Source organism: Streptomyces sp. NPDC060198 (assembly GCF_042728415.1).
GTDB lineage: Bacteria > Actinomycetota > Actinomycetes > Streptomycetales > Streptomycetaceae > Streptomyces.
This window is the reverse complement of record NZ_JBHWZJ010000018.1, coordinates 1-19,060: the sequence shown is the minus strand read 5'-3', so window position 1 is coordinate 19,060 and position 19,060 is coordinate 1. Positions and strand designations below refer to the sequence as shown.

Genomic DNA, 19,060 nt, shown 5'->3' with positions numbered 1-19,060 from the left:
GGTGCGTACGGCCGACGGGCTCACACCCGCGAGAGCCGGTGCCCGCCCCTCGCGCCGTGCCCGCGCCCCTCTATGCCCGCGCCGCCTTCGCGCGGGGCCCGGCGCTCAGCGCGGCGGGCCCGACGGCGTTCGCGTCGCATCTGCCGGGCCGTGCTGCTCGGCACCGACACCACACCGTGCCGCTGGTTCCACACCTGACGGGTCACCCAGACGTCGAGCACCGACCAGGTCGCCCCGACCGTGCCGGCCACCGAGCCGAGCACCATCGGGAAGGCGAGCCAGGATCCCGCCAGGGCGCAGAGGAAAGCCACCATCGCCTGGATGAGCGTCAGCGACACGATCAGCACGGCGCGTACCGCCGCCGTGCGGACGGGATCGGGCATCCGTCTGCGGTCCGCAGGCTCCTCCACCCACAACTGACGGGGCACACGCGCGCCCCGCACCGGCATGGCGTCCGACGACGCGGCGCCCCGGTATTCCCGAGTGCTCAAAGGACCTTCAACTCCCCACCGCTGACCGACTTGAGGGTGACTGCCCGGCTTGCCGCCGTTCTACGCGGATCGGCCGGGACGTCCGCGCGGCGAATCGAGCGGGCCTGCCGCACCGGCCCCCGGCGTGACTCCTGCCCCGTACGCATGGACGAATACATGGGGAGGAAGATTCCCGCGAGTTGGCAACGATTCGCCCGGCCGGGGGTCACGAAACGCGTGATTCCGGCCAGTGTCCGGTATCGGATTGGGTGGGGCCCGCCACGGGTGTTTCTGCTGCACGCCGAGTTCCGCGTCCGGAATTGCGGGAACGAATCGCGTCAACTCCGTGCGGGAAGGCCGAAAATCGCCCGGACGGTCCTTCGAGTTGTCAGAGTGTCAGTAGTAGGCTCGCGCCGTTTCGAGACGCGGAACCGACGGACACACCTCCGTGCGCGGGGGTCGAGCTGGGGGAGGCCATGCGCTTTCGCGGGAAGTCCATCCGCAGGAAGATCGCGGCACTGCTTCTCGTGCCCCTCGTCTCCCTCACCGCGCTCTGGGCGTTCGCCACCTATGTGACCGGACGCCAGGCGAGCCAGATGATGGACGCCGGTTCCATCGTCGAGAGGGTCGGTCACCCGCTGGAGCAGGCGGTCCGCTCGCTCCAGGACGAACGACGCCAGACGCTCGTCTTCCTCGCCGACCCCCGGGCCTCCGACGCGCTGCCGCTGCTGCGCCGACAGCAGGCCGTCACCGACCGCACGGTGGACGCGATCCGCGACGGCGCGGGCCGCGACGACATCCGCGCGGAGCTGAGCAGCGACTCCCAGGACCGTCTCGACGCGGTGCTCAGCGCGGCCGACGGCCTCCCGTCGCTCCGCCAGTCCGTGGAGAACCGCGGTATCACCAGGCTGCGCGCGATGGACTTCTACGACCGACTCGTGGACCCCGCGTACCGCTTCCTGAACGGTCTGCGCACCATGGAGCACGTCTCGCTGGACAAGCAGGTCCGCGCGCTCGTCGGCGTCTCCCGGGCTCGCGAACTGCTCTCCCGCGAGGACGCGTTGGTCGCCTCCGGCCTTCTCACCTCGCGGCTCACCGACGCCGATCTGCGTCAGGTCGCCGCCCTCGTCGCCCAGCGCGAACTGCTCTACCAGATCAACCTCGACATGCTCCCCGGTGACGAACGCCTGCGCGTCGAAAGGTTCTGGGCCAGCCCCGAGACCGAACCTCTGCGCACCGCCGAGAACGCCCTCATCACGGGCGGCGAGGCACGCGACCGCGCGGGCATCGACACGGCCCGGTGGCAGCGGGCCGCGCCCCCCGTACTGGACAGGCTGGCCAACGACTACACGGAGATGACCAACCGCTTCCAGGACCGTGCCGAACCCGCCGGTTACCGGGTGCTCGTCCTCGCCGGCGTCGCGGGCGTCCTCGGCTTCCTGGCCCTGCTCGTCTCGGTCTTCGTCTCCGTACGGATCGGCCGCGAGCTGGTCCGCGACCTCTCCCGGCTCCGTAGGGAGGCCCACGAGGCATCGGGCGTACGCCTGCCGGGAGTCATGCGCCGGCTCGCCGCCGGTGAGCAGATCGACGTGGAGACCGAGGCCCCGCACCTGAGTTACGAACCCGACGAGATCGGGCAGGTCGGCCAGGCGCTCAACACCCTCCAGCGGGCCGCCGTCGAAGCCGCCGTCAAACAGGCCGACATGCGGCGCGGTGTCTCCGAGGTCTTCGTCAACCTCGCCCGCCGCAACCAGGTACTGCTGCACCGCCAGCTGACCCTGCTGGACGCGATGGAGCGGCGTACCGAGAGCGACGAGGAACTCGCCGATCTCTTCCGCCTCGACCACCTCACCACCCGTATGCGCCGGCACGCCGAAGGTCTGGTGATCCTCTCCGGCGCCGCCCCGTCCCGCCAGTGGCGCAAGCCGATCCAGCTGATGGACGTGGTGCGCGCGGCCGTCGCCGAGGTCGAGGACTACGAGCGGATCGAGGTCCGCAGACTCCCGCGCATCGGCGTCGGCGGACCCGCCGTCGCCGACCTGACCCATCTGATCGCCGAACTCCTGGAGAACGCCACGGCGTTCTCACCGCCGCACACCGGCGTACAGGTGCACGGGGACCGCGTCTCCAACGGCTTCACCCTGGAGATCCACGACCGCGGACTCGGCATGACCCCCGAGATCCTGTTGGACGCGAACCTGCGGCTCGCCGAGACCCCCGACTTCGAACTCTCCGACACCGACCGGCTCGGTCTCTTCGTCGTCAGCAGGCTGGCCCAGCGCCAGAAGGTGCGGGTCTCCCTGCAGAAGTCCCCGTACGGAGGCACCACCGCGGTCGTCTTCATCCCCGCCAACCTGCTCACCGAGGCACCGGAGACCCACGGCACCGGGTTCCGGCTCGACCGCAGGACCGAACGCGCGCTGCCCGGGCCCCGCACCGAGCAGAAGGGGGCCGGCGCGCCCTCCCCGCTCCCCCCGGCCGGACCCGGCGGCAGCCACCCGATCGACGGTCCCGTCGAGCTGGAGGCCCCGATGGGGCCCCGCGAGCGCGCGGCCTTCGAGCGCGCCCGCGACCGGGCACTCGACCCGGCGCTCGCCCCCGTCCTCGGCGGCCTCGGCGATCTGGAGGACAGCGACAGCGAACGCGGCGGCCTCTTCCGCGCCCGTGAACCACGCCGGGGCGACGAACAGGAGCAGCACCAGCAGGCGGGCGACGAGCACGAGGGCCCGGTGCCGCCCGTGCGCCCGATGCGGTTCGACGGACCGGCGCCGCTGCCCCGCCGTACGCCGCCGACGCTCGTCGCCGAGCACGGCCGTCGCATCGGCGCACCCCGCTCCGGCGGGCCGGCCCGCTCGGTCCCCCGGGAGGCAGACGAGGACCCGGTACCGGTACCGGTACCGCGGGTCCCGGTCCCGGCGCTGGCCCCGGAAGTCGCCCCCGGGCCCCCGGAGCCGGACGCCGAGCCCGTGAACGTGCGGGTCCTCGACACCGTCGGGGGCCTGCCCCGGCGCATCCGCCAGGCGAGCCTCGTACCGCAGCTCCGCGAGGAGGCGGAGGGCCGCACCGAGCAGGAGGCCCCCGCGGCCGAAGGCGACGACATCCAGCGCGAGGCCGAACACGTCCGCGACCGCATGACCTCGCTCCAGCGGGGCTGGCAGCGCGGAAGACGGCAGAACGCGGGCGAGCCGACCGACACGGGCGGCTCGGACCGAGGAACACCACCGGGAGGGGATGGCCGATGACCGCACCGCACGCCGCCGCACACGACTCCGAACGCAGGGGGTCCGGCGAACTCAACTGGCTGCTCGACGAACTCGTGGACCGCGTGTCCAGCATCCGGCAGGCCCTGGTCCTGTCTCGGGACGGACTCGCCACCGGCACCTCCCGGGACCTGAGCCGGGAGGACGGCGAGCACCTCGCCGCCGTAGCCTCCGGCTTCCACAGCCTGGCCAAGGGCGTAGGACGGCATTTCGACGCCGGCCAGGTGCGCCAGACGGTCGTGGAGCTCGACGAGGCGTTCCTCTTCGTCACCGCGGCCGGGGACGGAAGCTGCCTGGCCGTACTGGCCGACGCGGACTCCGACGTGGGCCAGGTGGCGTACGAGATGACGCTCATGGTCAAGCGCGTGGGGGCCCACCTGGTCAACGCACCCCGTACGCCCGGTACACCAGCCGGAGGGTGAGGGGGTGGCATGAGCGCAGACCCGGCCCGGGACGCCGACCCCGGATCGCCGGCCGCCGCCTCCGGCGGCCTGCCCCTGCCCTGGTTCGACGCGGACGCGGGGCCGGTCGTGCGCCCGTACGCGATGACCCGCGGACGCACCGGAGGCGGGGTCCGCCTCCGGCTCGATCTGATAGCGGTCGTCGTCCCCGAACCCGCCGCCGACGACCCGGACAGGGACGCCGCCCTCTCCCCGGAACACGTGGAGATCGTCGAACTCTGTTGCGCCGTGCCCCAGTCGATCGCCGAACTCGCCGCCGGCCTGGACCTCCCCGTGGGAGTCGTACGGGTGCTGGTGGCCGATCTCGTCGAGGAGGAGCTGGTGCAGGTGACCCGACCCGTTCCGCCGGCCGAACTGCCGGACGTGAACCTTCTGCGCGAGGTGATCAATGGCCTTCGGGCGCTCTAGCCGCCGCAAGCGGGCCGTCGCGCCCGTCACCCTGAAGATCCTGGTGGCGGGCGGGTTCGGCGTCGGCAAGACGACGATGGTGAGCGCGGTCAGCGAGATCAGACCGCTGCGCACCGAGGAACACCTCACCGAGGCCGGGCGGCCCGTCGACGACACGTCCGGGGTGGAGACCAAGCGGACCACCACCGTGGCGATGGACTTCGGGCGCATCACCCTCCGCGAGGAGCTGGTGCTCTATCTCTTCGGCACTCCCGGGCAGGAACGTTTCTGGTTCCTCTGGGACGAACTGGCCCAGGGCTCCCTGGGCGCCGTGGTCCTCGCGGACACCCGCCGTCTGGAGGAGTGCTTCGCCGCCGTGGACTACTTCGAACGCCGGGCGATCCCGTTCGCCGTGGCCGTCAACTGCTTCGAGGGCGCGCAGACCTTCCCGACCGGCATCGTGCGGGCCGCCCTCGACCTCGGCCCCGACACCCCGGTCCTGCTCTGCGACGCCCGCGACCGGTCCTCGGTCCGGGACGTCCTCGTCGAACTCGTCGAACACGCCCTGGCCCGGACCGGGCGCCTGAGGGAACCGGCCGGCACCTGAGGACGCCCCGCGCGCACGGGCGGCCGTGCGCCGCGGGCTCCGCCGGAACGCCCGCGCACATCCGGTCCTGGGCGCCCCACGCCCGACGGCGACCCGAATCACCGGGGACCGTGGGCGGTTCCTGCGCTCCTCACACGACATCGCACATCAGCCACGGGGCCTCGGGAGCGTTGCGACGCTTCGCGGGGCACCTTGCCCGGGGGCATTGGGCCATCCCGTCCTGGAGGGGATCGACTACTGGGACGAGCTGCGCGAGTCACCCTCCCGGATGGAGATCCGCCTCGCGGTCTTCACCAACGTCCTCGAACTCGACGAGCGGGGCGACCCGGTCAACGAGAAGCAGGCCGAGCGCCGCGCCGCAGCCTGGCTCCACCTCTACCGCACCGGGAAGTTGCCTCCGGGGCAGCCGGACATCGAGCCGTGGGAGTGCCTGCTGCACTGACCGGGGCGGCGCCGGTCGACGAGGCGGCGCGCACGCCACCGGCCTCCCCGCCTCGTGCTGATCATCCGGCGGACGGCTCGGCCGCGTTCTCCGCGAGCCACTTGGCGGCGGTCTCCGCCAGCTCGGCGTCCCGCCCGGCGAGCATCGTCCGGATCATCTGCGCGTCCCCTCGCAGGGACCAGACCGGGTGACCGAAGGTGGCCGGGTTGTTCCCCTCGATCAGGAAATGGGCCGGCCAGGCCGTTCCGTACCCGATCAGCGGCAGCGCCGCCGCATACCGTTTGCGGCCGCGTGCCAGCCCGTAGGCGGTGATCGCCAGCCCGGTCAGGGTCCCGGTCAGATGGACCCAGCGGGTCGCGGCCTTGGAGTGCATCGCGACGTAGTAGGGCCAGAATTCCTCGTACGAATCGAATGTCTGTTGCGTCATAGGGGCAAGGTAACGGCTCGGGCCCCGCCTGGAAACGCCCCATGGGGCGGGCGGCTCCGCTTCCTCCCCGCTCTCAACGGCCCTTCAGGGAAAGCCGGTCCACCGGGAAGTCGAAATACGTGTCCGGGAAGAGTTCCGGCTTGAAGGTGTAGTGCCACCACTCCTCGGCCAGGTTGACGAACCCGAGGCCGGTGAGCGTCCTCTTGAGCAGCTGCCGGTTGGCCCGCTGGGCGCCCTGGACGCGCGGATCCTCGGTGTGCGCGAGGGTGTCGAAGCAGTCGTAACCCGTGCCCATGTCCACCGAGTTGTCGGGGAACCGCGTGTCGCGGGGCCCGTAGCAGGGGGAGAGCGGCTCGCCCGGCCGGTACGCCCTCGTCGGTGCGGCGGGCAGCTCCACCAGCGTCAGGTCGACCGTGCTGCCCCGGCTGTGCCCGGACTTCTCGGCGATGTAACCGTCGTCGAACAGCCGGGACTTGTCCACCCGCGGGTAGAACTCCTCCTTCATGACCTGGTCGTCCAGGTCTTTCGCCCAGCCCACGAAGTGGTCCACCGCCCGCTGCGGCCGGTAGCAGTCGTACACCTTCAGGGAGTAGCCCTCGCGGAGCAGCGCGGTCTGCGCCCGGTGCAGGGCTTCGGCGGCGGGCCGGGTCAGGACGCACACCGGCTGCCGGTATCCGTCCACCGGGACGCCCATGAAGGTGTGCGCAGTGGCGTACCGGATCTCCTCGATGACGGTGGGATCCACGGAGCGCAAGGTCACGAACCCCTCCGGCGCCTTCGGCCGGGGCCGCGCCCACGCCGACGGGGTGGTCGCGGTCACGGCCAGCAGGGCGACGACGGTGGGGACGAGAAGCGCGGTACCGGTCCTGTTTGTCATGTGCACATCGCTATCAGATTCCGGCCCCCCGGGGAAGCGTGATCCGATACAGTCCGGCCCGTGTCCGAGCCCACCGCACCGCCCGTCCGCGACTCGCACTGCGCCGCGTGCGGAGCCCCGTACCCCGCCTCCGCACTCCACGCGGACGCCTGGCCCCGTCCCTGCGCCGCCTGCGGGACGATCGCCTACCGCAACCCGCTCCCCGTCGCGGTGGCCCTGCTTCCCGTCACCGACGAGGCGGGCGGAGGCCTGGTCGTCGTCACCCGGACCATCCAGCCGCGAATCGGCCGGCTCGCCCTGCCCGGGGGGTTCATCGACCACGGGGAGGACTGGCGGCACGCCGTGGTCCGCGAACTCCGCGAGGAGACCGGCATCGAGGCCACCGCCGACCAGGTGGACCTCGCCGACGCGCTCAGCTCACCCGACGGCCATCTGCTCCTCTTCGGCCTCCTCCCCGCCCGTCCGCTCGGCCTGCTCCCGCCGTCCGCCCCGACCGACGAGACCGCCGGATACGAGGTGCTGCGCTCACCCCGGGAACTGGCGTTCCCCCTGCACACCGAGGCCGTCCACGCCTGGTTCACGGGCCGCTACAGCTAAAGCGTGTTGCGAAAGCCCCGCCTGTCGGGCGATGCCCGGCACGCACACTAGCCGGGTTGTCGGGATCACCCCGATACATCCAGTACCGGGGCGGCCCTCCGTCTTGCGATCGCACGCACCGGACGCCGCCGGACCCGCCCTCCGGGCGGACGGCGCCACTTCCGCAACACGCTTTGGGGCCTCCCGTTTGGATCAGGCCGGGCTCGCGGGGGCCCGCGCCGCACCTCGCGGCGTTGTCGTCGGTCGACGACACCCCGCGTCGCCGCCCTCCTCCGCCTTGCGACGCACGGCACAGGACCCCGCTCCCTGATCCGGCCCGATCCCGACGAAAGACCCCGGAGCGCCCGGCCGGCGGCCCGGTCACACGCCCCGCACCCGCACCGGGTAGGGCACCTCCCCGACGTGGCCGTCCCGCTCCACCACCACCAGGCCGTCCTCCCACCGCGTGCGAAAACGCTCCACCACCGGCTTGCCCCGCCCCGTGCCGGCGCTCCGCACCAGCACACCGCCACCCCGGCGCCCCGGGCGCGGTGCCCACGCCTCCAGCTCCGTGGCGCCCTCCTCACCCCGGACCGGAATCACCACGCCCGCCCGCGCCAGCACCGGAATCCGCGACAGCGGCGCCTCCACCGTCACCCGCCCGGGCCCCTCGTACGAGCGACCCGTCACCGTGTCGTACCAGCGCCCGCGCGGCAGCCGTACCGTCCGCCGGACCGTGCCCGGCTCCAGCACCGGCGCCACCAGCAGCCCGTCCCCCAGGAGGAACGCGTCCTCGCAGTCCCGCAGCCCCCGGTCCCGGGGAGCGTCCCACCACACCGGCCGTACGTACGGCGCACCGGTCAGCCGCGCCACGTACGCCAGCGTCAGGAAATACGGGCCCAGCCGCTCCCGCTCCAGCAACGCCGCCCGGGCGTGTCCCAGCACCTCCTCCCCGGGCTCGCGCCCTTCGGCGCCGCCCGCGCACGACCCGGCCCGGACGCGGAACAGCGGCAGACGCGCACCCAGTTGGAGCCACCGCAGATACAGCTCGGGCGAGTCCGCGTCCTCGTACGCACCCACGTCCGGGCCCGCGTACGGCACCCCGCTCAGACCGAGCCCGACGACCGTGGCCAGCACCGCGCGCAGTCCCGGCCAGCCGTCCGCCGCGCCGGCGGTGACGGCACCGCCGTACCGCTGCGCCCCGGCCCGGACGGGCGAGGAGAGCTGGAAGGGCCGTTCCCGGGAGCGCGGTACCGAGGACACCGGATCCGCCGGATCGCGCCACACCAGGGACCGCGGACCATCCCCCCGGGCACTCGCGCCCGACCGTTCCTCCGGTGCGGCGCCGTCCACCGGGTCCCGCCGCACCGGCCCGGACGCGATCAGACGCACCCCGTCGGCCCGCAACCGCTCCGCCAGCTCCGCGAGACCGGGAGCCGGAGCGCACTCCGCGAGGGCGGGCCCGTCGTCCGCCTCACCACCGACCAGGTGGAGGGCGCTCAGCGGCAGACCGCGGTCGCGGTGTCCGGCCGCGATCCGCCGTACCTCCCGCTCGCCCGCCCCCTCCTCCACGGCGAGCTGCGGCCCCAGCGCCCACGGCGGAGGCAGCGCGGGAGCGCCCGTGAGCGCAGTCCAGCCCCGCAGCACCCGGGCCGGTGTCCCCGCCACCGCCCAGCACCGCAACGGCCCGCCGTCCACCCGGACCTCGCTCCCGCCCGGCCGGTCGTGCCCCGAGCCCGCGCCCTCCTCACCCTCACGGATGGTCATCCGGCCCGTCCCGGAGCTGTCGTAGAACACCAGATGAGTCCCCGCGTCCGAGACCACGAACTGCACCGGCATCACCGGTGCCGACGGGTTCCCGGCCGTCCCCCCGTCCCTCTGGGCGGACCGCCCCGTACCCGCCCCGCCCAGCGGGTAGGTACCGCTCCGCAACCGGGGGCCCGACGGCGGCCCGCCGAGCCCGAAGAACCGCGCGTCCGCCGGGAGTTCCGCCCGCTGCACCCACCGCACGGGCCCCCCGCCCACCGCCTCCCACCAGCGCGGCGGCAGCTCCCGCCGCAGCCGGACCCCACCCGGAGTCCGCAACTCCACCGCCCCGTCGCGCGACACCGACACCGTCAGACGCTCCGACACCACCTGCCAGCCACCGTCCGTGCCCGGCTCCAGCCGCGCCCGCGGATCGGCCGCCGGCTCCGTGCCCGGCAGGCCGCACGACGGAAGCCGGCCGGCCCCGTCCCAGGCCCAGAACACCGCTCCCCCCGCCGCCACCCGGATGCTCAGCTCCGAACGGGCGAACCGCACCACACCGCCCCCCGGCCCGGGATCCGCCCCCAGCAGCGGTCCGGGCACCCTGGCCAGCTCCGGCCCCCGCTGCCGCGGCGCCCAGAGGTCCCCGCGCCACGACCTCCAGGCCGTCCGCACACCGCCGACCGAACCCATCAACTTCACCGTGCGCACCAGGTCATGACCGTCCATGGCGCACACCTTGCCACCAGTCGAACCGGGCGAGCGTTTCGTTCAACTTCCGTTCACCCCAGGCCCGGCGGACGTACACGCACACCCCGGTCCGGGCGCCGCGCGGGCCCGACGACCGCCACGCCCCGAACCCGCCCGACCGACCCTGGTGCCGGGGACGATCACATGGCATCGTCCTCAAGGGCGGTCGCCCACGCAGACCACCCCCCGCCCGTGGGCGCCGGACGCCCACCCGCGCACCCGCCAGCCAGGAGCCGCCCGATGACCTCAGCAGCCGACGAAGCCCCCCTCTGGCAGCCCGGCCCCGAACGCGTCGCCGCAGCGGCCGTCACACGCTTCCAGAGCTGGGCGGCCGAACACCACGGGGCCCCCACCGAAGGCGGATATCCGGCCCTGCACCGCTGGTCCGTCGAGGAGCTCGACACCTTCTGGCGGGCCGTCGCCGAATGGTTCGACATCCGGTTCTCCACCCCGTACGAGACCGTCCTCGCGAACCGCTCCATGCCGGGCGCCGAATGGTTCCCCGGCGCCACCCTCAACTACGCCGAACACGCCCTGCGCACCTCCGAGGACCCGCTGCGCGCCGACGCACCCGCGCTCTTCCACGTCGACGAGACACAGGCCCAGGCGGTGATGAGCTGGTCCGAACTCCGCCGCCAGGTCGGCTCCCTCGCCGCGGAACTGCGCGCCCTCGGCGTCACCCCCGGCGACCGGGTCAGCGGCTACCTCCCGAACATCCCCCAGGCCGTCGTCGCGTTTCTCGCCACCGCCGCCGTCGGCGGGGTCTGGACCTCCTGCGCCCCCGACTTCGGCGCCCGCAGCGTCCTCGACCGCTTCCAGCAGGTCGAACCCGTCGTCCTCTTCACCATCGACGGCTACCGCTACGGCGGCAAGGAACACGACCGGACCGAGACCGTCGATGAACTCCGCCGGGAACTCCCCACCCTGCGTGCCGTCGTCCACGTACCGCTCCTCGGCACCCCCGCCCCGGAGGGCACCCTCGCGTGGGGCGACCTCACCGCCGGCGACCCCGAACCCCGCTTCGAACAAGTCCCCTTCGCCCACCCGCTCTGGGTCCTCTACTCCTCCGGCACCACCGGACTGCCCAAGGCCATCGTGCAGTCCCAGGGCGGCATCCTGCTGGAGCACTACAAGCAGCTCGGACTCCACTGCGACCTCGGTCCCGAGGACCGCTTCTTCTGGTACACCTCCACTGGCTGGATGATGTGGAACTTCCTCGTATCCGGCCTCCTCACCGGCACCACCGTCGTGCTGTACGACGGCAGCCCCGGACACCCCGACATCAGCGCCCAGTGGCGCGTCGCCGAACAGACCGGAGCCACCTTCTTCGGCACCTCGGCCGCCTACGTCATGGCCTGCCGCAAAGCCGGCGCCCACCCCGGGCGCGACCTGGACCTCAGCCGCGTCCAGTGCGTGGCCACCACCGGCTCGCCACTGCCCCCGGACGGGTTTCGCTGGCTGCACGACGAGATCACCGACGACCTGTGGATCGCTTCCGTCAGCGGCGGCACCGACGTCTGCAGCTGCTTCGCCGGCGCGGTCGCCACCCTCCCCGTCCACATCGGCGAACTGCAGGCCCCCTGCCTCGGCACCGACCTCCAGTCCTGGGACGCGGAGGGCAAGCCACACCTGGGGGAGGTCGGCGAACTCGTCGTCACCGCACCCATGCCCTCCATGCCGCTGCGCTTCTGGAACGACCCGGACGGCAGCCGGTACCACGACAGTTACTTCGACACCTACCCCGGCGTCTGGCGCCACGGCGACTGGATCACCCTCACCCCACGCGGCTCCGTGATCATCCACGGCCGCTCCGACTCCACCCTCAACCGCCAAGGCGTGCGTATGGGCTCCGCGGACATCTACGAGGCCGTCGAGCGGCTGCCGCAGATCCGCGAATCCCTCGTCGTGGGCATCGAACAGCCCGACGGCGGCTACTGGATGCCGCTCTTCGTCCACCTCGCCGACGGCGCCGTACTCGACGACGGGCTCCGCACCGCGATCGCGCGCACCCTTCGTGAGAACCTCTCCCCGCGCCACGTGCCCGACGAGGTCATCGAGGTACCCGCCATCCCGCACACCCTCACGGGCAAGCGCATCGAGGTCCCGGTCAAGCGCCTTCTCCAGGGAACGCCCCTGGACAAGGCGGTCAACGCCGGCTCCATCGACGACGTCGGCCTCCTCTCCTTCTACGCCGAACTGGCCCGCACCCGTCGCTGACGCGACCCGTTGCCGCTCCGTTGGGCAGTCGAGGGACCGGGGAACTTGATGGTGGTCAGGTCCGGTAGGGGTGAAGGGAGACGCTCTGTGTTCCGACGCCGATCTCCACCCAGGACCCGTCCAGGCTGCTGGGGACGGGTGATGCCAGGTCGAACAGCACAGTCCAGTGGCTCATCCGGAGGCAGGCGCCTTCGTCGTCGGTCAGGTGAAGGTGGCCGCGCATGATCACCCGGTCGCCTTCCTGCCGGAGCTCGGACCCGGCGGCAGCGGCCGACCGGGTGTTCCGGCCCCGGTGGAGATCAACTCGGAAGTGCTCGGCGACCGTGGTCGAGGTGGTGCTCCCGCACGGCAGGCCATCGGCCGGGCCCGCAGCCACGACCACCGGTCCCCGTCGCGAGTACCAGTGAAGCTCCTATAGATCGTCAAGTCGGGCGGCGAGGTCCGTAGGATGCGCTCGTGGCTCGGTTTGATGAGGTTAAGGCGACGTTCTGGGGCGAGGGCCTGTACGGGGTTCAGCTACCGCTGACCGACGCGGTCGTTCAGGATGCCGAGCGCCAGCTCGGTGTCCTTCTGCCAGCCTCGTTGCTGGAGATCCTGCGAGTCCAGAACGGCGGCCTGGTGGCGGAGGTGTGGAACGCGTTCCCGACCGATGTGCCGACGTCGTGGAGCGAGAACCACGTTCCGCTCGACGACATGATGGGCATCGGCCGTCACGACGGCCAGCCGTCGTTGCTGGATTCGCCTTACCTGGTTGAGGAATGGGGTCTTCCTTCACCTCTCGTTCTGCTCTCCGGTGATGGCCACTGCTGGATCGCCCTCGATTACCGGACATGCGGAGAGCGCGGGGAGCCGTCCGTGACGTGGTTCGACGTGGACACCGACACGGAGCTCCCGCTGGCAACGGACTTCCGGATGTTCGTCGAGCGGCTGGCCGCGGCCGCGTCGCTCGACGACGCGGACGGCAGCCAGTCGGCATCATGATCCACCTCCGCCCGAGACCGCCGTGTTCAAAATGCCTGTGCTCCTGAGGTGCCTATAGACCTCGCGGGCGACGAACCTCTTGAGGCACCGCATGATGTCTTTGGTGGACATGCCCTCGGTGGTGCGTCTGGCGACGTATTCCGGGTCCGTTGGTCGTGCCGCATGCGGACCAGGACGATGGTGTAGAGGGCACTGTTGGCGTTGCGGTCCCCGCCGCGGTTGATGCGGTGACGGTTGGTCCGGCCGGACGAGGCGGGGATCGGGGCGGCCCCACAAAGGTGCGCGAAAGATGCTTCGGACCGGAGCCTGTCGGGGTTGTCCCCCGCGGTGATCAGCAGTTGGCCGGCCGTCTCGGTGCCCACCCCGGGCAGTGCGACGAGGCTGGGTGCCGCCCGAGTCACGAGGGGAGCCAGGTCCGCGTCGGCCTCTTTGATCTCCTGCTGAAGGGCCTGGTAACGCCGGGCGAGGCGGCGGAGCGCGGTCTTGGCCGCGCAGGCCGGGTCCGTGAGGTCACCGACGGGCCGGGTCCGGGCGAGGGTGTCGATCAGCAGGCTGGTGGGCAGTCCTCGCAATTTGTCCCGCAGGGCGGAGGGCGCGGTGACCATCAGAGCGCGGATCTGGTTGATGGTCTGCGTCCGCGCCTTGACCGCGCTCTTGCGGACCACACGCAGCGCGCGGATCGCTTCCACGATCCCGTCCCGGCTCTTCGGAGTTCCGCTCGCGCGACCGGACAGGACGGCGGTGGCCGCCGCGTAGGCGTCGATCGGGTCGGACTTGCCGTGGGCCCGCCTGGCCTTTCGGTCCGGGCGGTCGACCTCGACGACAGTGATGCCGCTGGCCGTGAGGAACCGGGCGAGTTCGGCGCCGTAGGCGCCTGTGCCCTCCATCCCGACCGCGATGACCTCGCCCTGGGCACGCAGCCAGGCCAGCAGCTGTTCGTAGCCGACCGAGTTCGTTTCGAACGGCTGCGTGTCCAGGTGGCGGCCGACCGAGTCGATCACTGCGGCCTGGTGAACGTCGGTGTGGGTGTCGATTCCACCGATCACCGCTATCTCGGGCGCTGACATGCTCGGCTCTGCCGTCCTTCCGTATGGATACAGGATCAGCGTGTGCTGCCCGGGCAGACGGACGAGACAGTGATGAGGCTGACGGCCAAGCTCCTATGAGGTCACGGACGCCCGCGAGCACACGCGGTGGCATCCCTCGAAGGCCGACGATTCAACGGACAGACAGCCGAAGCGTCAGTCAGACCCTGAGTCAGGCCCCCGGGGAATGCCGAGTACATCCTCACTGTCAGACCCTCTGGTTACGCTGAGTGAGCACAGTTGGATCGTACCCAGGGGGAGCACCGCTCATGAACCGCACCGGACACACCGACCGCGACGACCGCGCAGCCGGCACCACCCGACGCACCCGGCGTACCGGGACCCCGCCCGACCGGCGGCGGCCCCGGGCCGGCCGCCGCGCCCTGCGCCGCGAAGTACCCGGCACGGTCGGCGTCCTGGTCGACCCGCAGGACTTCGCGGCAATGCGCACCTACCAGACCTTCCCGTTCGACGACCACGCCGCCTACCTGCGCGAGGTGGAGGGGCTGCTGCGAGGGTTCGAGGCCGAGGGACTCCACACCAGCCTGGCGCTCTTCGACCCGACAGAGTTCGGCGAATTCTGCGCGGAACACCGGCTCGACCCCGACAGCGCCGACGCCCGCACCCGCTTCACCGCCGAGATCGCGGCCGCCGGTGCCACGATCCCCTACACGGGGCAGCCGCTCGACCGGCTCCTGCCACTCCTCGTCTCCCGCGTGGTGCGCCGCGCGACCTGGGAGTACGCCACCGTGCTCCTGGCGGACCTCGGCGCGTGCGCCGACTGCGGCCAGGACATCGGCGGGGCCGCCTTCGACCGCGCCTCGCACCTGCTTCTCCGGCTTCTGGAAACCGCCGGAGCGGGCACCCACCACATCGTCTGCTCCATCCGCTCCACCGACGACCGGCTCCTCGCCGTCCTCCACACCCGGCAGGACGGCGGCCGCCCGCCCGTTCTCTCACCCGCCGAAGGGACGGAGCTCGCGACCGTACTCGCGGTGGGTGTCGCGCTGGAGGCGCCAGGAGGAGTCGTCCTGCGCACCGCCACCCCCGACGCGCCGGACCGCGTCCACGGCTGGCGGCTCGACCGGGGCAGCCTCCTCCCGCTGACGGCCGGTGAGGTGTTCTCCGCGTACTGCACCGACGCGGGTACCGGTGAACCGGTAGGCCCTGAACCGGACGTGGACTACCGCGCGGGATTCGACATCGGAGCCGAGGAACCCCGGCCCCACCACTGACCCGCTCCCACACGCACGGGGCTCTCCGTCACCGCGGCGGGGAGCCCCACGCACCCTTGCCTCCGGGTGCCGTTACGCGCCCTCCAGCACCGCCCGTGCAGCGCTCCGCGCATCCTCCGCGGAGTCCGCCGCCCGCGCCGCGGCGGCGGCACGCTCGCACTGCGCCAACGTGTACTGCGAGAGCGTCGCCCGTACGTAGGGGAGGGAGGCGGCGCCCATCGACAACGAGGTGACCCCGAGCCCGGTCAGCACACAGGCGAGCAGCGGATCGGCCGCGGCCTCACCGCAGACTCCACAACTCCTGCCCTCGGCGCGCGCCCCGTCCGCCGACAGCGCCACCAGGTCCAGGAGCGCCGGCTGCCACGGGTCCTGCAACCGGGACACCGCGCCCACCTGCCGGTCGGCGGCGAAGGTGTACTGCGCGAGGTCGTTGGTGCCCAGCGAGAGGAACTCCACCTCCTGGAGCACCGAGCGGGCCCGGAGCGCGGCGGACGGGATCTCCACCATCGCCCCGACCTTCGCCCGCAGCCCCGCCTCGCGGCAGGCGTCGGCGAAGTGCTTCGCGTCGGTGCGGTCGGCGACCATCGGCGCCATGACCTCCAGCTGAGCCGACTGCCCCCCGGCGGCCTTGGACAGCGCGGTCAGCTGGGTGCGCAGGACGTCGGGGTGGTCCAGCAGGCTGCGCAGCCCCCGCACCCCGAGCGCGGGGTTCGGCTCGTCGGCCGGGGTGAGGAAGGCCAGCGGCTTGTCCGCTCCGGCATCGAGCACCCGGACGACGACCCGGCCCTCGGGAAACGCCTCCAGCACCGCGCGGTACGCCGCGATCTGCTTCTCCTCCGAGGGCGCCTGCTCGCTGTCGTCCAGGAACAGGAACTCCGTGCGGAAGAGCCCGATGCCCTCCGCGCCGGCCTGCAGCGCCGCCGGCACGTCGCCCGGGCCGCCGATGTTGGCCAGCAGCGGCATCTTGTGCCCGTCGGACGTGGCGCCCGGGCCGCTGGAGGCGGCCAGCGCCGCCTCACGTGCCGCCGCCGCACCCTCCAGAGCGGCCCGCTTCTCGGCGCTGGGTTCGACGAAGACCTCTCCGGTGCCGCCGTCCACCGCGACCACCACGCCTTCGGCCAGCTCGCCCGCCCCGGGCAGCGCGACGACGGCCGGCACCCCGAGCGCCCGCGCCAGGATCGCGCTGTGGCTGGTCGGCCCGCCCTCCTCGGTGACGAAACCGAGCACCAGCGCCGGATCGAGCAGCGCGGTGTCGGCCGGAGCCAGATCGCGTGCGATGAGCACATAAGGATGGTCGCTGTCCGGGACCCCCGGCATCGGCACTCCGAGCAGCCGCGCCACGATCCGGTTGCGTACGTCGTCGAGGTCGGCGACCCTCCCCGCGAGGTACTCCCCGGCGTTGGCCAGCAGCGTGCGGTAGGCGGCGAACGCGTCGTACAGACCGCGCTCGGCCGTGCTCCCCTCGGCGATGCGCCGCTCGACGTCGGTCATCAGCTCGGGGTCCTGCGCCATCATGGCCTGCGCCTCCAGCACCCCCTGCGCCTCGCCGCCGGCGAGATTGCCGCGTGCGACCAGGTCGGCCGCGACGGCCTCCACGGCCTGACGGGCGCGCCCCTTCTCCCGTTCCGTCTCCTCCGGGAGGATCTGCCTGACCGGCGGTTCCAGCACCGCGGTCCCCATGTGCCGGACCTCGCCGATGGCCACCCCGTGGCTCACGCCGACGCCTCGCAGCGTTGTCTCCATTTCACCCGCCTTTCGGTTGTGCGGCGGTGGAACCCCCGCGGTGTACGTCGGACTGGTTCGTCATGGAAAGGCAGGGTCACTGCCAGCCGAAAAGGGCGCCGCCCGCTTTCACCTCGCCCGACTCCAGGAGGTCCGAGAGGGAGTCGGCCGTGGCCTCCAGGGCCACGACGGGACAGATGGGAGACTTCCCGGCCGCCTCGACGTCGACCGGATTCCACCGCACGACGGCCTGTCCGCGTGCGACGGTGTCCCCCTTGTTGATGAGGAGTTCGAACCCCTCGCCGTTGAGCTGGACGGTGTCGATGCCCAGGTGCGTCAGTACACCGTGTCCCTCACCGTCCACCACCACGAACGCGTGCGGGTGCAGGGAAACCACGACTCCGTCGACCGGCGAGACCGCTTCGCCGGGCTCCCGGACGGGGTCGATGGCCGTGCCGGGCCCCACCATCGCGCCCGAGAAGACCGGGTCGGGGACCGCGGCCAGTCCGATGGCCTGTCCGCTGAGGGGGGACGTCACGTGGGTCATGGGTGCCTCCGGGAGGTGGAGCTGGGGCGTGCCTGCTCGACGACCACCCCCGCTTCATGTCGCAGGGCGGCGTACTCCTCAGCAGAGTAAGTCATGTTAAGGCGCGGTTCCGCCTGAGATGTCCCGTTTGGCTGACGTAGAAGTGCACCGGGAGCGATTTGCCTCGTCTCCCGGCGAGGCTGTACTGTCGTAAACCTGCTTGACCCCGCCGCGACTTCGTGTCCTGGGGTCGGCGGCGAATCTCCAGTCAAATCTTGCCCGGATCGGGCTTCCGCATGCCTGCGGGGGCCGGGTCAGAGGGAATGGAATTGCCTGATAGAGTCGGACTCGCCGGAAAGGGAAGCGCGAAAGCGAAGAACTGGAAAGTGAAAATTGCTTGACCCGCTTCGACCGGGAATCGGACGCAAAAGAGTCTGATAGAGTCGGAAACGCAAGAACGAAGGGAAGCGCCCGGAGGGCCCCGGTGAAACGGGACCGAAGGAAGCGTCCGTTCCTTGAGAACTCAACAGCGTGCCAAAAGTCAACGCCAGATATGTTGATACCCCGGCCTGCTTCGGCAGGTTGGTGGTTCCTTTGAAAAGTCCTACCGGCACTTAACGGTCCGGTGGGCAACAACAGCGAGGACGCTGTGAACGACCGGTCATATTCCGACCTGGTCGTTCCGCTCTCGTGTTGTGATCCCGATTACGGGAAAACATTCACGGAGAGTTTGATCCTGGCTCAGGACGAACGCTGGCGGCGTGCTTAACACATGCAAGTCGAACGATGAAGCCTTTCGGGGTGGATTAGTGGCGAACGGGTGAGTAACACGTGGGCAATCTGCCCTTCACTCTGGGACAAGCCCTGGAAACGGGGTCTAATACCGGATAACACTCTGTCCCGCATGGGACGGGGTTAAAAGCTCCGGCGGTGAAGGATGAGCCCGCGGCCTATCAGCTTGTTGGTGGGGTAATGGCCTACCAAGGCGACGACGGGTAGCCGGCCTGAGAGGGCGACCGGCCACACTGGGACTGAGACACGGCCCAGACTCCTACGGGAGGCAGCAGTGGGGAATATTGCACAATGGGCGAAAGCCTGATGCAGCGACGCCGCGTGAGGGATGACGGCCTTCGGGTTGTAAACCTCTTTCAGCAGGGAAGAAGCGAAAGTGACGGTACCTGCAGAAGAAGCGCCGGCTAACTACGTGCCAGCAGCCGCGGTAATACGTAGGGCGCAAGCGTTGTCCGGAATTATTGGGCGTAAAGAGCTCGTAGGCGGCTTGTCACGTCGG

16 protein-coding genes, 1 rRNA gene and 1 pseudogene are annotated in these 19,060 nt (G+C 71.5%); 10 read left to right on the top strand and 8 right to left on the bottom strand.

Features of this window, described 5'->3' with window-relative positions; all coding sequences use genetic code 11:
• Positions 1-20 precede the first annotated feature (20 nt).
• Positions 21-449 carry a hypothetical protein gene (locus tag ACFWEP_RS04775; RefSeq protein ID WP_387365623.1) on the bottom strand — a complete coding sequence of 143 codons (429 nt, stop codon included), beginning with the start codon at positions 447-449 and terminating at the stop codon, positions 21-23.
• Positions 450-946: 497 nt separating this feature from the next.
• On the opposite strand from ACFWEP_RS04775, the gene ACFWEP_RS04770 reads away from it, so the two are divergent.
• The 5 genes from ACFWEP_RS04770 (at position 947) to ACFWEP_RS04750 (ending at position 5,627) form a co-directional block, all read left to right on the top strand.
• Positions 947-3,712, top strand: a complete 2,766-nt coding sequence (locus ACFWEP_RS04770) for a nitrate- and nitrite sensing domain-containing protein (protein WP_387365572.1) — start codon at positions 947-949, stop codon at positions 3,710-3,712.
• Positions 3,709-4,152 (top strand): roadblock/LC7 domain-containing protein, encoded by a 444-nt coding sequence (locus tag ACFWEP_RS04765; protein ID WP_328722845.1) that lies wholly within the window; start codon positions 3,709-3,711, stop codon positions 4,150-4,152. The genes ACFWEP_RS04770 and ACFWEP_RS04765 overlap by 4 nt, the downstream gene beginning before the upstream one ends.
• Positions 4,153-4,161: 9 nt before the next feature.
• Positions 4,162-4,599 (top strand): DUF742 domain-containing protein, encoded by a 438-nt coding sequence (locus tag ACFWEP_RS04760; protein WP_387365569.1) that lies wholly within the window; start codon positions 4,162-4,164, stop codon positions 4,597-4,599.
• On the top strand, positions 4,580-5,185 hold the full coding sequence (locus tag ACFWEP_RS04755) for an ATP/GTP-binding protein (RefSeq protein ID WP_387365566.1): 606 nt from the start codon (positions 4,580-4,582) through the stop codon (positions 5,183-5,185). Before ACFWEP_RS04760 ends, ACFWEP_RS04755 begins: the two co-directional genes overlap by 20 nt.
• Positions 5,186-5,390: 205 nt before the next feature.
• Complete coding sequence (locus ACFWEP_RS04750) at positions 5,391-5,627, top strand: hypothetical protein (protein ID WP_387365563.1); 237 nt, start codon at positions 5,391-5,393, stop codon at positions 5,625-5,627.
• 61 nt (positions 5,628-5,688) lie between these two features.
• Here ACFWEP_RS04750 and ACFWEP_RS04745 read toward each other — a convergent pair whose 3' ends face one another.
• Both ACFWEP_RS04745 and ACFWEP_RS04740 read right to left on the bottom strand, forming a co-directional pair.
• Positions 5,689-6,054, bottom strand: a complete 366-nt coding sequence (locus tag ACFWEP_RS04745) for an Mpo1-like protein (protein WP_387365560.1) — start codon at positions 6,052-6,054, stop codon at positions 5,689-5,691.
• Between the two features lie 73 nt (positions 6,055-6,127).
• Positions 6,128-6,931 carry a M15 family metallopeptidase gene (locus ACFWEP_RS04740; protein ID WP_387365557.1) on the bottom strand — a complete coding sequence of 268 codons (804 nt, stop codon included), beginning with the start codon at positions 6,929-6,931 and terminating at the stop codon, positions 6,128-6,130.
• Between the two features lie 60 nt (positions 6,932-6,991).
• On the opposite strand from ACFWEP_RS04740, the gene ACFWEP_RS04735 reads away from it, so the two are divergent.
• Positions 6,992-7,528, top strand: a complete 537-nt coding sequence (locus ACFWEP_RS04735; RefSeq protein WP_387365554.1) for an NUDIX domain-containing protein — start codon at positions 6,992-6,994, stop codon at positions 7,526-7,528.
• Between the two features lie 360 nt (positions 7,529-7,888).
• Here the strand turns inward: ACFWEP_RS04735 and ACFWEP_RS04730 are convergent, their stop codons facing one another.
• Complete coding sequence (locus ACFWEP_RS04730; RefSeq protein WP_387365551.1) at positions 7,889-9,982, bottom strand: TIM-barrel domain-containing protein; 2,094 nt, start codon at positions 9,980-9,982, stop codon at positions 7,889-7,891.
• Positions 9,983-10,243: 261 nt separating this feature from the next.
• Here ACFWEP_RS04730 and ACFWEP_RS04725 point away from each other — a divergent pair, with 261 nt between their 5' ends.
• On the top strand, positions 10,244-12,220 hold the full coding sequence (locus ACFWEP_RS04725) for an acetoacetate--CoA ligase (protein ID WP_387365548.1): 1,977 nt from the start codon (positions 10,244-10,246) through the stop codon (positions 12,218-12,220).
• Positions 12,221-12,275: 55 nt separating this feature from the next.
• Here ACFWEP_RS04725 and ACFWEP_RS04720 read toward each other — a convergent pair whose 3' ends face one another.
• The gene (locus ACFWEP_RS04720; protein ID WP_387365545.1) at positions 12,276-12,596 is read right to left on the bottom strand and encodes a hypothetical protein; all 321 of its coding nucleotides are present in this window, start codon (positions 12,594-12,596) and stop codon (positions 12,276-12,278) included.
• Between the two features lie 80 nt (positions 12,597-12,676).
• Between ACFWEP_RS04720 and ACFWEP_RS04715 the strand changes: the two genes are divergently transcribed.
• Positions 12,677-13,201 carry an SMI1/KNR4 family protein gene (locus ACFWEP_RS04715; RefSeq protein ID WP_387365542.1) on the top strand — a complete coding sequence of 175 codons (525 nt, stop codon included), beginning with the start codon at positions 12,677-12,679 and terminating at the stop codon, positions 13,199-13,201.
• Here the strand turns inward: ACFWEP_RS04715 and ACFWEP_RS04710 are convergent.
• Positions 13,196-14,268: pseudogene (locus tag ACFWEP_RS04710) on the bottom strand (IS110 family transposase). The gene ACFWEP_RS04715 and the pseudogene ACFWEP_RS04710 sit on opposite strands and share 6 nt — an antisense overlap.
• 287 nt (positions 14,269-14,555) lie before the next feature.
• Between ACFWEP_RS04710 and ACFWEP_RS04705 the strand changes: the two are divergent.
• On the top strand, positions 14,556-15,521 hold the full coding sequence (locus ACFWEP_RS04705) for a hypothetical protein (RefSeq protein ID WP_387365538.1): 966 nt from the start codon (positions 14,556-14,558) through the stop codon (positions 15,519-15,521).
• A 72-nt stretch (positions 15,522-15,593) separates the two neighbouring features.
• Here the strand turns inward: ACFWEP_RS04705 and ptsP are convergent, their stop codons facing one another.
• Complete coding sequence (gene ptsP / locus ACFWEP_RS04700; RefSeq protein WP_387365535.1) at positions 15,594-17,264, bottom strand: phosphoenolpyruvate--protein phosphotransferase; 1,671 nt, start codon at positions 17,262-17,264, stop codon at positions 15,594-15,596.
• Positions 17,265-17,340: 76 nt separating this feature from the next.
• Positions 17,341-17,790 carry a PTS glucose transporter subunit IIA gene (locus ACFWEP_RS04695; RefSeq protein WP_387365532.1) on the bottom strand — a complete coding sequence of 150 codons (450 nt, stop codon included), beginning with the start codon at positions 17,788-17,790 and terminating at the stop codon, positions 17,341-17,343.
• Positions 17,791-18,487: 697 nt separating this feature from the next.
• Here ACFWEP_RS04695 and ACFWEP_RS04690 point away from each other — a divergent pair.
• Positions 18,488-19,060 (top strand): 16S ribosomal RNA (locus ACFWEP_RS04690); the annotation flags it as partial.